The organism is uncultured Veillonella sp., assembly GCF_937981445.1.
Classification (GTDB): Bacteria; Bacillota; Negativicutes; order Veillonellales; family Veillonellaceae; genus Veillonella_A.
Genome location: NZ_CALJON010000036.1, coordinates 1 through 13591, shown reverse-complemented (window position 1 = coordinate 13591; position 13591 = coordinate 1). Strand labels below are relative to the sequence as shown.

Sequence of the window (13591 nt, the reverse complement as noted above, 5' to 3'; positions counted from 1 at the left end):
TTGGAGCTTTACTAATATTTTACTCATTTATTACAAAGTATAATGCCCGTATTATGGGATTATCGATAAATTGAGTAATGTAGAACTCTTTATGGATATTGAGAATCCACAATGTAAAATACAAATTCTAAATGATAATAGATTTATGATAATTCATTGAGAATTCAGTAGTGGAGCGTTGTTTGGTGATATTTGCATAGAGAATGCTATTGATAAAACTAGAAGGATGGTGTATGATAATGGAGAACCTAATAGTATATCTCATTGGATTAATTGCAGTACTATTTGTTGTAAAAAAAGCGTATAAAACTATGACTGGTAAAGGTGGTTGTAGTTGTGGCTGTGGTGGTAAAGGCGGTAAAAATACGGTTAATACTGCTAGCGTGGGCTGTGGTTGCTGCAGTGGTGCTATGCCAGATAAAAAAGCGTAAATCGTTTTGAGATATGGTGTAAGTAGCCAAGGTTCATTGTTCTTTGATCCTTGGCTATTTTTATAAATTAAGGTGTTTTACAGTTTTATTACATTTAATTCCCAAAAGAAAGGTTGATTTAGTATGTTTAACGTAGACAAAACAAAAGTAAAAAATGCAAACTTATTCGCTGCTGGTTTAGCTCTTGGTACTGTAGGTTTAAAAGTATTAACAAGCAAAGATGCTAAGAAAGTATATGCTAATGTAGTAGCTGCTGGTATTCGCGCTAAAGACAGCATTATGCAAACAGCTGAAAAAGTACAAGCTTCTAGCGATAGCATTTTAGCTGATGCACAAGAAATTAATGAAAAACGCCGTCAAGAAGACGCATTATTAGAAGTGGAAGAAAGTGAAGAAAAATAATGTTGAAGTTTTCGGTTAGTCAAAGATTATCGAAACGACTTCACGTAAAAGTATCAGGATGGTTATTTGACGATGCACAGGCTGCATATGTTGAAGAAGAGCTCATGAAATGCGCGGCGATTACTAAGGTGAAATTTTTCACTCGCTCGCGCGACTTAATCATCACTCATAATGGCGATGAACTTGCCGTGCGCGATGCCTTATTAGCACTTCGTTCCCTTGACTTAACGGCAGCCCCTGCATTGACGGAATATTCCCCACGACTTGTAAATCGCAAGTATCGTGAATCCATGATTGGTCAAACCTTATTATACATTGGTAAACGCGTTTTCTTGCCAATGCCTGTTAGGATAGCATGGAATTGGGTAAGTGCAGTAAAATTTGTAAAACAAGCAGTTACTATGTTATGGCATCGCAAGTTGACTGTAGAAGTCCTAGATGGCGTGGCGATTACCGTATCCATGCTTCGCGGTGATTTCTCAACAGCTGGTGCTATTATGTACTTATTAGGCATTGGTGAAACTCTTGAAGAGTGGACTCTTCGCAAATCGGTTCTTAACCTAGCAGAAAGCATGTCATTAAATGTTGACAAAGTATGGGTTAAAGTGGATGGTGTAGAAGTAAGTCGTCCAGTGGCTGAGGTAAAAGAAGGAGACCAAGTCGTTTTACGTCAAGGCGAAGTCGTTCCTTTAGACGGCATTGTAGTAGAGGGTGTCGTCCTTGTAAATGAAAGCTCCATGACAGGTGAACCGGAACCTGTTCGTCGCGATGAAGGTACCGCTGTATATGCCGGTACTGTTGTAGATGAAGGATCCTGTATCATCGAAGTGCGTGGTAATTCTAAATCCTCTCGATATGAACAAATTGTAAGTCTCATTGAAGAATCAGAGCAAATGAAATCAGGTATGGAACAAAAAGCCTTCCATATGGCAGACAAATTAGTGCCTATCACTTTTGCTGGTACAGCCTTAACATATTTGTTAACCCGTAACACTATGAAAGCCTTGTCTTTCTTGATGGTTGATTTCTCTTGTGCTTTAAAATTGAGTATTCCATTAGCTGTATTATCGGCTATGGAAGAAGCGTCTAAACGAGGCATTACAGTTAAGGGCGGCAAATTCTTGGAACAGATTGCTGCAGCGGATGTTATCGTATTTGATAAAACCGGTACTTTAACTAAGGCAGAGCCTGTGTTTGAACAGATTATTACTTTTGAAGGTCATGATCCTGATGACATGTTAATGCTCGCCGCTTGTTTAGAAGAGCATTTCCCTCATTCCATGGCGAAAGCTGTTGTGAATGCAGCGGAACAGCACAATTTACCTCATAAGGAAAAACATTCTTCTAAATTAGAATATATCGTAGCTCATGGCATTGCCTCTAAAGTGGGCAATCGTAAATGCCGTATCGGCAGTGCGCATTTTATTTTTGACGATGAAAAAACAGTAATACCACCAGATGAAATGGATACGTTTAATAATTTACCAGATTCATCATCTCATTTATACTTAGCTATTAGTGGTCGCTTGGCAGCAGTGCTTTGCATTAAAGATCCAGTGCGCGAAGAAGCGGCTCAAGTAGTTGAGGAATTACATGAGTTAGGTGTTAAGAAAATTGTCATGATGACGGGAGACAGTAAACGCAATGCAGAACGGGTTGCTCGTGAAATTGGCATAGATGAAGTGCATGCTGAAGTATTGCCTGGCGACAAAGCGGCTTATGTAAAGCAAGCTAAGAGTGAAGGCTATACGGTGATGATGGTAGGGGATGGTATTAATGACTCCCCAGCTTTATCTGAAGCACATGTAGGCGTCGCTATGAATGAAGGGGCTCCTATTGCACAAAAAATTGCCAATATAACGGTGTCTTCGGATGATTTAACAAGCATCGTTGATTTACGTCGCATTGCTATGAAGCTTATGGACCGCATTCAGTTTAATTATAATTCCATTGTTGGTGTAAATGGTGGCCTAGTTGGGCTTGGTTTATTCCAAATTTTAACGCCTAGTACAACAGCTTGGATGCATAATATATTTACATTGGTCATTGGCCTTCGCAGTATGACGCCTTTATTACCTAAGGCGAAGAATACGTCGCTAGTTGGTAATGATGATGCTATTACTGTAGAAGCTACTACAGTAGCTTAATACTAATACAAGACCTCTTAAGTTGGTAACACTGACTTTAAGAGGTCTTTTTTATTGAGTTTTAGCCGTACCTATAGTAGAATAAAACTATTGAGTTGATTTACTAGGAGGTTAGATTATGAAAGTCCTTGCCGATATTATGGGGCGTACTTTATATATGAGCTTTTTTATTTTATTAGTTCCCTTAGGAGCCTATACAATACATAATGGCTCTAGTGCTATGGTTGCGCTCGTTAGCTATTTGTTTTTATCGGTATTCATCCCACTTTGCTATTTATCGTCTTCGAAAAGTGGGTTTGGGCCTGAGCAAAAGCGCATTGGTCGTGTGTTATATGTTGTGGCTTGGTTGGCTGTGCAGATTTTTACATATAAATCATTTTTTGTAGGTGATTTTTCCTTTTTATGGAATTTGCCGACCATTGGTCGTGATGTGGCCTTTATTTTAGTTATGTATATACAAGTGGTATTATCTTTATCCTTTAGCTATTGTTTAACACGTATCCTTAGAAAGGGGAACTGAATTGAAAAATCTATTACGTATAACTCTGCTGGGAGCGCTCATAGTAGTTCCTATTTCTATCATTGCTATGGCAGTGGGTGGTATGTTAACCGGTATTCCATTGTATGTAGGTTTAGCTTTATTTATGCCATTTTGGCTTCGCCGTCAAGAGCGATTAAAACCGTATGTTACCTATCCATGGCGTGGCGGCCTCTATTTTTATAGCTGGTTTGGTTGGTTTATTTTCTTTTATATGGGCGAACGGGTAGCGCCTATTAAAATGGCAGGCCAAACAATGAGTGAATTGCTCTTAATCTGGGGGGGCATTTTCTTGGCTGGCTATATTGGCATGGGACTTACGGCGGCTATTTTAACGGCCTTCTTTAATCGTCCACGAATTAATACTTGGCTTGATGAAACTTTAGACATTGCTGTATATGCCTTGCCAATTCCTTTGTTATTAATTGGCGATATTTTATTTATGAACTTGGGCGGTCTCAGTGTATCTGTAGAAACACAGGCTATGATATTAGATACGCTCAACTTATTCATTCTTTTGTTAGTGGTGTGGACAATGGGCTCCATTGCCTTTTACTTATTCCCTCGCCACGAGGTACGTAAAGCCTTCCGCTTACTTCGTATTTTAATTACAGCCTTTGCGTGGTTGGCTATTAATGGTCATATCTTTGCTGGTGGGTGGTTGCCAGAGTTCGTTAAAAACTCGGCAGATTATATTTTCCCTGCCTTTAGAGGCAATCCTCTAGTCTATGTAACGCCGGCGTTGATTCAACTTATTATTATCGGCGTGGCCAATGGTGTAGGTATGGGCGCTGAAAAAGCATTAACAGCCTTGCAAAGTCGTTTTAAATCTCAAGAAGATTTAGTGCGCAATAAGGTAGAAGAGGTAATGAAGACTAATGCACCTGAGTCTGATGATATTCGTGAAGCAGCGGAAGCTAAAGCAAAGCGCAAAGCAGAGAAAAAGGCACAAAAGAAACAATCAGGAGCAAAAAATAAATAATTAGAGAAATCTTGACAGCAAGATAGTAATAATTTAATATAATAGATGGTTTATTAGCCTATGACAGTCTGTATCGAGTGAACAGAACGATGATAGCAAGATAGACCATCTATTTTTTTGTTCGACTTATATCCGCAGGGAATAAGAACGGAGGAAGTACACATGGCAGATAAAGAAAACAATATAGATATAAAAAACGCAGAACGCGCGAACAGTAGTAAGCCTACGGCATCGCCATATGCGCGCAAGCGTTTTAATGTGAGGCAACTAACAGTTGTTGGCTTGTTAGCTGCTATTACGGTTATATTGGGCATAACCGGCTTTGGATTTATTCGTATCCCGCCTATTAACTTTACGATTTTGCATATTCCTACTTTAATCGGCGCCTTAGTAGAAGGTCCACGAGTAGGTATGATTGTAGGGACTATCTTTGGTGGCTATAGCATTGTGCAAAACATTATGGCGCCAAATGTTATGTCTTTTGCATTTTTAAACCCTATTGTGTCGGTGTTACCACGTATGTTAATTGGGCCGATTTGCTATTATGTGTATCGCTTATTACCGCTTAAGAGCGAAGTGATTCGTATTGTACTTGGTTTATTTTTAGGCACTATGATGCATACCATTATGGTTATGGGCCTAATTTATATAATTTACGCTGAGCCCTATGCTCAGGCTAGCAATATTCCAGTGGAAAATGTATTGAATATTGTCCTCGGTGTGGCCATTTTCCATGGTCCTATTGAAGCCCTTGGGGCCGTTCTCGTAGGTACACCAATCGTTGTAGCATTACGGGCTAAACTTAAAAAATAATAGAGCATGATATGTACTTATTTAGCGTTAGCATTAAGTTAGCATCAAGTTAGCATTAAGTTAACATCAAGTTAACATTAAATTAGTATCAATATAAGATTAAGTTAGCATCAAGTGAGGCCCCGACAAAATGTCGGGGCTTTTTACTGTATGAAATGTATATATGGACATATGAATATACTTTTATGTAATATAAGAGAAAGGATGAGATTATGTTTAATTTAAAAAAAGGTCTAGTACTAGGCTTAGTGGCATTGGCCACCGTAGGTCTGGTCGGTTGTGGCAGTGCGGGTTCTCGTGGGGATAGTGAAAAATTACAAGTAGTGGCTACCGTATATCCTGCTTACGATGTGGCGAAAGTTGTGGGTGGTGATAAGGTGGACGTACAATTGCTTGTGCCTCCCGGTGCAGAACCTCATGATTGGGAACCTACAGTGAGTGATTTAAAGAGCATTGGTAAGGCTAAAGTATTCTTTTATAATGGTGCCGGCCTAGAGCCTACGGAAAAATTATTGACTCCTGATATTTTGCAAAAAGCTAAGCCCGTGGAATTAGCCAAGGTTGTAGACCTTCGCTATGTTGGTGAAGAAGACGCCCATCATCATGAGGGTGAAGAAGATGCCCATCACCATGAAGGTGAAGAAAAAGCCCATCATCACGATGGACATACTCATGAGCCCGGTTCCGTGGATCCCCATATATGGTTAAATCCAGAAAATGTAATGAAAGAAGTAGACCTTGTGGTGGCTACTTTGAGTGAAGTAGATCCAGCAAATAAGGCCTATTATGAAGCCAATGGTAAGGCCTACAAAGAAAAGCTCCAAGCATTAGATACTAAGTATAAAGAATTTGCCCAAACAATAAGTAATAATAACTTGGTAGTTACCCATGAGGCTTTTGGCTATTTAGCGGATCAATATGGATTTAAACAAGAAGGTATTATGGGCTTGTCTCCTGATGCAGAGCCTACGCCTGAAAAAATGGCAAGTTTAGTAAATTTTATTAAAACACATGAAGTAAAGGCCATTTTTAGTGAAGCGTTAGTCAATCCTAAATTAGCCAATGCCATGGCAAAGGAAACGGGTGTTACTATTTATACCTTAAATCCTGTAGAAGGCCTCACTGAGGAACAAATGAAAGCAGGGGATACATACTTAACTATAATGGAGACCAATCTAGAGACTTTGAAAAAAGCGTTAGCGCAGTAGTTATAAAATTTCGAAAAATATCGAAATTTATAAATGTGAAAATGCTTATCAATAGGCTTGCTATAAGGCTTTTCTTGGTCCTAATACTTGCCGAAATTGTATAACTTATGGTAAAATATTCACACGAGAAGCAAGGTAAAGGAGGTCGACTTACATGTCCAAACGAATTCGTACAATTAATACTGAATCTTTACAAAAAACTGCAAAAACTGGTGGTTGTGGCGAATGCCAAACTTCCTGCCAATCCGCTTGCAAAACAAGCTGCACTGTTGGTAACCAAGTTTGCAAACAGAAATAAAAGTTTAGTAATGAAGCCCGATGCATTGGCATCGGGCTTTTTAATATACCTTTCTTACATATATAATATAATCTTTTTTTTAGGATAAAATGTGATAAATGTTGTATAATATAGGATAGTAAGAACTAGTAAAGATATGGAGGTACCATGTTAGAATTAAAACCAATGATTCATAAGTTTAAGTTAAAAGATAAGTATTTTTGCTTAGATGTTAATAGCGGAATTATTCATGTAATTGATGAATTTACAGATAAAGTATTAGATATTTATGATGGCACCAATCGTGAAGCTGTACATACAGCATTTGATGGGGTGGAGTCACCAGCAGAGATTGACGAATTACTGGATGAATTAGATCAGTTAATTAAAGACGAAATGCTCTACGCACCAATGTCAGAAGATTTTAAATTGGTAGCATCGGAAGAGCCTATCGTAAAAGCTCTTTGTTTAAATATTGCTCATGACTGCAATTTAGCTTGTAAATATTGTTTTGCTAGCCAAGGTGATTACGGCGGAGTCAAACGAGAAATGATGAGCTTTGATGTGGCAAAGCGCGCTGTAGACTTTCTTATTTCTATGAGTGGTCCACGTAAGCATTTAGAAATCGACTTCTTTGGCGGCGAACCACTTATGAACTGGGACGTAGTAAAACAAACTATTGAGTATGCTGAAGAGCAGGGTGCAAAGCATGGCAAGATTTTCAAAATGACCATGACTACAAATGGTATGCTCTTAACGCAAGAAAAAATTGATTATTTAAATGAACATAAATTGAGCATGGTTCTTTCCATTGATGGTCGTGAAGAAGTTCACAATCATATGCGTCCTAGTGCAGGTGGCACTGATACGTATAAAACAGTGGCTAAGAATTTAGTTAATGCTGTAAAACAACGTAATGGTCTTGAGTATTATGCTCGTGGCACCTATACGCACAACAATTTAGATTTTACAAAAGATGTCATTGCCATGTCTGACCTTGGCTTTGAACATCTATCTATGGAGCCGGTAGTCGGTGAAGAAGGGGACTATGTTCTTCGCGAAGAAGACTTACCAGCGCTTATGAAAGAATACGAAAAATTAGCTGATTTGTACTTAGAGCGTCAAAAAGCTGGTTGGGGTGAGAAGTTTAACTTCTTCCATTTCCGCATGGATTTATATCGTGGCCCATGTATGGCTAAACGTTTGCGTGGCTGCGGTGCTGGTCATGAATATATGGCAGTGGTTCCAAATGGTGATATTTATCCATGTCACCAATTTGTTGGTCGCGATGGCTATGTATTAGGCAATGTGTATGAAGGGCTTAAAAACTTTGATATTCCTCGTGAATTTAGAAATACCCATGTATTTACTAAACCAACTTGTGCTGCTTGCTGGGCTAAGTTCTTCTGCTCCGGTGGTTGCCATGCCAATAATGAAACATTTAGCGGTACCATTCACGAGCCTTATGCACTAGGCTGTGAATTACAGAAAAAACGCATTGAATGTGCCATTATGATTCAGGCTGAACTTGATGAACTTCGTGAACAAGGCGTAGTTCCAAAAGACGATCCAGCCTTCCAAGAGCGAAAACAACATAATTGGATGTAAGGAATTCGTTTGTACTTCACCATATTTCATCAGAAAGGATTATGTATGGAGAGACAAGGTATTCGATTTACGGGCATTGTACAGGGGGTAGGTTTTCGCCCCCTTGTTGCTATTATAGCTCGTGAGCTTAATTTGACTGGATATGTATATAATGACAGCCAAGGCGTATATGTAGAAATACAGGGTACACCAGATAATCTAAGTCAATTTATTCCATTGTTAGAATCTTGTAAAGCCCCTATATGTCGTATTGATTCTGCATCAGTTTCATCTCGCCCCCTTATAGAGGAGGAAATGGACTTTGTGATTGCCCCGTCTCCAGACGGGACTGTACCGGCCACCTTTATTGGTCCTGATACAGCACCTTGCGAGGCTTGCGTAAAAGAACTGATAAACTCAGACAATCGTAGGTATCATTATAGTTTTATTAATTGTACCCATTGTGGTCCTCGCTATACCATAGTGGAACAAGTTCCTTATGATAGAAAATTTACTTCCATGAAGGAATTCCCCATGTGTCCTGAGTGCGCTAAGGAATATCATGATGAGGCCAATCGGCGCTATCACGCAGAACCTAATGCTTGTTCTGTATGTGGCCCTCAGTATCGCTTGGTGTCAAAGCATGACGAAGTATTACCTAGCGTAACAGAGGTACTGAGAGAGGCTTTAGGGCAGGATATAGATAGAACGGCCCAAGTTGTTATAGACGAGACGCAACGGCTTATAGCGGCAGGGCAAATTATAGCTATTAAAGGGATTGGCGGCTATCATCTCGCTTGCGATGCCACCAATGGCGAGGCTGTGGCACGTCTTCGGACTCGTAAAAATAGACCTAAAAAGCCGTTAGCTGTTATGGTTGATTCTATAGAAACAGCGGCGTTAATTGGTGAGCTTTCGGATACGGCCATAGAGCAGTTGACCTCACCGGCACGCCCTATTGTGCTAGTGCCACGCCGTGAAGAGGGACCGGTCGCTTGGGATGGGGTAACACCTCAAAATCATTATATTGGTATTATGCTTCCTTATGCGCCGATTCACTATGTATTACTTCCTAAAAACAGTATCTGGGTTATGACCAGTGGGAACCGCAGTGGAGACCCTGTGATTTATGAAGAAGCCCGTGCTTTTGAGGAATTAGCTGATGTGGCAGATGCCTTTTTGGTGCATAATCGCCATATTGTGGCTTCCGTAGATGACTCAGTAGTTCAAATTATAGAAGAAGAACCTCATTTTATTCGCCGCAGCAGAGGCTATGTGCCTACTTCATTTTCTGTAGCCTTACCTAATAAAGGGGCACATTCTTTGCTTGCTATGGGCAGTGATTTAAAAAATGCCTTTGCCATGAATAGGGGCACTGATGTGTTAATGGGGCCTCATATTGGTGATTTAGCTAATGCGGCCATGAATGAATCATTGCGTCATAATATTGACCGGTTTACTGATTTATTTGGTGTTGTGCCAGAGGCTGTCATAGGTGATTACCATCCTAATTATTACTCCTCTCAGTATGGTAAGGAATATGCTGCAGCTCATGGGATTCCCTATGTAGACGTGCAGCATCATCATGCTCATATTGCCGCAGTAATGGCAGAACATAATGTAACTGAACCAGTTCTAGGAATTTGTTTTGATGGTACTGGCTATGGTACAGACGGAACGATTTGGGGCGGTGAATTCTTGCTTTGCCAAGGTGTAGGCATGAAGCGACTCGCCCACATTACATCAGTACCTTTGCCAGGTGGTGAAATCGCAGCACGGGAGCCTTGGCGCCAAGCCCTTTGGTATTTGCGCTATTTGTATGGGGATCACATTCCTTCCGTATTAGATCCTTGGCTAGCAGGATTGCCACCACAATGGCAGATTTTAGACCAAGTCATACATGAACATTTAATAGATTATAAAAAGAAAGAAGCTGCTAAACCAGAAGGTAAATTAGAAGGACCTTTACGAGAAAGCTTTGATGTACCAGAACTAGAAACGCATTTAATAAAAGGTGTTTCCATGATACAGGCAAGTAGCGGTGGACGTCTTTTTGATGCTGTAGGATCATTATTGGGCTTAGGTTATAGTCATTCCTTTGATGGTCAAGTGGCCATGGGACTTGAACAATTAGCTTATGGCGAACGCGGTAATTTATTAGAGTTTACCTATAATGGCAATGAACTAGATTTTTCACCAGCCATTGCATGTCTGGTGGAACAATTGGCCCAAGGGGTGTCTAAGCGGGTATTAGCCGCATCATTCCATCGCACCTTAACATATGGTATAAGTGAAGTGATGGATCATTTATGTGGTATTTATGGCATTAAGAAAGTCGTATTAAGCGGCGGTGTATTTCAGAACCATCGCCTTGTAAAAGGATTAATCCTTCTCAATGAAGTACATGATATATTAAGACCTAAACATGTATCGACCAATGATGGTGGATTGGCTTTAGGACAATTGTGGCTAGGCCACCAGAAGTTAGGAGGCAAGTAAAATGTGTTTAGCTGTACCAGCGCAATTAGTGGCAGTCAATGAATTTGTTGGCACTATAGAGCTTACTGGGGTAACACGGGATGTGAATCTCATGCTAGTACCAGAAGCTAAGGTAGGCGATTTTGTACTTGTTCATGCCGGTTGTGCAGTGCAAGTCGTAGATGAAGAAGAAGCGAAGGCCACTATGGAGGCATTTAAGGAGCTGGAAGAACTTGAACAAGATTACTTTAGAGGAAAAATCGCAGATCGCTAAAGAACTGCTTGAGGATATAAAAGCCCTTCATAAGGAAGGGGAAACAGTTCGACTCATGGAAGTATGTGGCACTCATACGGTGGCTATTTTTAGAGAAGGGATTCGCCAAGTCTTACCTAAGGGCATTGAACTTGTGAGCGGCCCCGGCTGCCCTGTGTGTGTGACTGACCAAGTATATATGGATAAAGCCTTGGCTTATGCGGCCATGGATAATGTAATCATTGCCACCTTTGGGGACATGCTAAAAGTGCCAGGCACGCATAGTAATTTGTGGGAAGCGAAGAGCAAGGGGGCACAGATTCATATTATCTATAGTCCCCTTGAGATTATTGAACTAGGCAAAGCCCATCCAGATAAAATGATAGTGTTCTTAGCCATTGGCTTTGAAACAACCATTGCGGTCATAGCGGCAGCAGTTAAAGCGGTGGCTATGTCAGGGGTGACGAATGTCTTTTTCTTAGTGTCTCATAAATTAGTGCCACCAGCTCTTAGAGCCTTGGCTAATCAAGAGGAAAGTCGCTTAGACGGCTTTATCCTGCCTGGCCATGTAAGTGTAATTATTGGGGAAGAGCCGTATCAATTTCTTCCTGCCGAATGTAAAATGCCTTCTTGTATAGCTGGCTTTGATGGTTTAGAGATTTTAGCCGCTATACGAGACATTTTGCAGCAGCGTAAGAGTGGTCAGTATTATGTGGGCAATCAATATAAATCAGTGGTGGCTAAAACAGGGAATCCTGTGGCCGTTGCCTTAATGCATGAACTATATGAACCCATTGATGATACATGGCGTGGCATCGGGACCATCCCTAATTCGGGACTTCGTCTTAAAGGTGAATATGCTAAGTATGATGTAGAACAAATGATTCCCTTAGGACCTATTGAAAGTGGTGGCGCCCCTAAAGGTTGCCAATGTGGTCGCGTTCTTCAAGGCTTAATTCGCCCAGATGAATGTGGTCTTTTTGGTACCCTTTGCACAGCAGACCATCCCGTAGGAGCCTGCATGGTATCCGTTGAAGGAAGCTGCGCTGCGTGGTATAAATATGGCCGTTCTAGTGGCGGTCTTACGTGGGAAGAGTAATGGAGTAATATAAAAAGTAAGGAGTTTGTATGGAAGAGTCAATTCGCTTAGTCCATGGTAATGGCGGTCGTTTCAGTCATGAATTGATGAAGCAATATATTATGCCACATTTTAAAAATGATGTGTTAGCTAAATTACATGATGGTGCTCAGTTTGAAGTGCCGGCAGGTCGCATGGCATTTACAACAGACTCCTATGTAGTAACACCGCAATTCTTTCCTGGTGGCAATATTGGTAAATTGGCCGTATGTGGCACAGTTAATGACTTAGCCATGAATGGGGCGAAACCCTTGTATCTAAGCTGTGGACTCATTTTAGAGGAAGGCTTAGGGCTTGCTACCTTAGACACTGTGTTAACAACAATGGCACAGATGGCTGAAGAAGCGGGCGTGTCCATTGTAACGGGGGATACTAAGGTCGTTGAAAAAGGCGCCGTTGACGGCATTTATATTAATACATCTGGCGTAGGTTGTATTCCACATGCTATTGATATTGACCCAGTACGGGTTAAGCCTGGCATGAAAATCATTCTTTCTGGGTCCCTTGGTGACCATGCTATTGCCGTTATGGGTAGTCGCTATGATTTGACTTTGCCGGCTAGTATTAAAACAGATTGTGCCCCCCTTAATCACATGGTTATGGCTGTACTAGAGGCTGTAGGACCCAAAGTGGCACTCATGCGTGACCCAACCCGTGGGGGCTTAGCGACTACATTGCATGAAATTGCCAACCAAAGTGAAGTAGGCATTCGTGTAGATGAAGTGCGGCTACCCATCCATGATGAAGTACAATCCGTATGCAATATCCTAGGCTATGATCCTTTGTACTTAGCTAATGAAGGCAAGGCTGTTTTTGTAGTTGAGGAAGTCGCTGTAGATGAGGTGCTTCATATATTACACAACCAACCATATGGTAAAGAAGCCGCGTGCATAGGCGAGGTGTTAAGCGCCAATGCTGGCAAAGTAGGATTGAAAACCACCTTGGGAGGCATACGATTGCTAGATGAACTGGGAGAAGACCAGGTGCCGAGGATATGTTAAGATGATCAATTAGGTTTGATTAAGATAATATAAGTGATATAATGCTTTTAATACACTTAAAAATAAGTGTATTTTATGTCAATAGTAATAATAAAATATAGATATTTTATAAAAAGCAGTTGTGATAGTCATATTCGCAACTGTTTTTTTATTTTGTAATTACACTTATCGTGTAATTATTCGTTGTCATAAATGAATTATTGATGAGACTTACAGTTTAATGAATACCGGATTTATCTAGATTTTTAATGGTCTTATCTGACTTGTAGGAGAATTACATATAATATAAATGGCAGAGAGGCCTATATATATGGAGTCAAGGCACTAATGCGGGAT

The 13591-nt window shown here is 40.5% G+C and carries 13 protein-coding genes; all 13 read left to right on the top strand.

The features are described 5' to 3' along the window. Positions 1–239 precede the first annotated feature (239 nt). The 13 genes from Q0376_RS05975 to hypE all read left to right on the top strand — a co-directional run bounded on the left by Q0376_RS05975 (position 240) and on the right by hypE (position 13255). On the top strand, positions 240–431 hold the full coding sequence (locus Q0376_RS05975; protein ID WP_298705209.1) for a FeoB-associated Cys-rich membrane protein: 192 nt from the start codon (positions 240–242) through the stop codon (positions 429–431). Between the two features lie 123 nt (positions 432–554). After that, positions 555–833 (top strand): DUF6110 family protein, encoded by a 279-nt coding sequence (locus tag Q0376_RS05970; RefSeq protein ID WP_298705207.1) that lies wholly within the window; start codon positions 555–557, stop codon positions 831–833. Beyond that, the gene (locus Q0376_RS05965) at positions 833–2980 is read left to right on the top strand and encodes a heavy metal translocating P-type ATPase (RefSeq protein ID WP_298705205.1); all 2148 of its coding nucleotides are present in this window, start codon (positions 833–835) and stop codon (positions 2978–2980) included. The genes Q0376_RS05970 and Q0376_RS05965 overlap by 1 nt, the downstream gene beginning before the upstream one ends. Before the next feature lie 118 nt (positions 2981–3098). Beyond that, positions 3099–3500, top strand: a complete 402-nt coding sequence (locus Q0376_RS05960; RefSeq protein WP_298705203.1) for a hypothetical protein — start codon at positions 3099–3101, stop codon at positions 3498–3500. Between the two features lie 67 nt (positions 3501–3567). Beyond that, complete coding sequence (locus tag Q0376_RS05955; protein WP_298705201.1) at positions 3568–4500, top strand: hypothetical protein; 933 nt, start codon at positions 3568–3570, stop codon at positions 4498–4500. A 162-nt stretch (positions 4501–4662) separates the two neighbouring features. Continuing rightward, the gene (locus tag Q0376_RS05950) at positions 4663–5313 is read left to right on the top strand and encodes an ECF transporter S component (RefSeq protein ID WP_298705199.1); all 651 of its coding nucleotides are present in this window, start codon (positions 4663–4665) and stop codon (positions 5311–5313) included. Between the two features lie 212 nt (positions 5314–5525). Beyond that, on the top strand, positions 5526–6521 hold the full coding sequence (locus Q0376_RS05945) for a metal ABC transporter substrate-binding protein (RefSeq protein WP_298705197.1): 996 nt from the start codon (positions 5526–5528) through the stop codon (positions 6519–6521). Between the two features lie 154 nt (positions 6522–6675). Beyond that, a complete protein-coding gene (gene scfA / locus Q0376_RS05940) occupies positions 6676–6819 on the top strand; it encodes a six-cysteine ranthipeptide SCIFF (protein WP_009353042.1) in 144 nt (47 codons plus the stop codon). Between the two features lie 147 nt (positions 6820–6966). Then, positions 6967–8406, top strand: a complete 1440-nt coding sequence (scfB, locus tag Q0376_RS05935) for a thioether cross-link-forming SCIFF peptide maturase (RefSeq protein ID WP_298705195.1) — start codon at positions 6967–6969, stop codon at positions 8404–8406. 45 nt (positions 8407–8451) lie between these two features. Beyond that, the gene (gene hypF / locus Q0376_RS05930) at positions 8452–10884 is read left to right on the top strand and encodes a carbamoyltransferase HypF (protein ID WP_298705193.1); all 2433 of its coding nucleotides are present in this window, start codon (positions 8452–8454) and stop codon (positions 10882–10884) included. A 1-nt stretch (position 10885) separates the two neighbouring features. Continuing rightward, positions 10886–11137, top strand: coding sequence for a HypC/HybG/HupF family hydrogenase formation chaperone (locus Q0376_RS05925; protein ID WP_298705191.1), 252 nt, complete (start codon positions 10886–10888; stop codon positions 11135–11137). Continuing rightward, complete coding sequence (gene hypD / locus Q0376_RS05920) at positions 11097–12215, top strand: hydrogenase formation protein HypD (protein WP_298705189.1); 1119 nt, start codon at positions 11097–11099, stop codon at positions 12213–12215. Before Q0376_RS05925 ends, hypD begins: the two co-directional genes overlap by 41 nt. A gap of 29 nt (positions 12216–12244) precedes the next feature. Next, on the top strand, positions 12245–13255 hold the full coding sequence (gene hypE, locus Q0376_RS05915; protein ID WP_298705187.1) for a hydrogenase expression/formation protein HypE: 1011 nt from the start codon (positions 12245–12247) through the stop codon (positions 13253–13255). Positions 13256–13591: the final 336 nt, after the last annotated feature.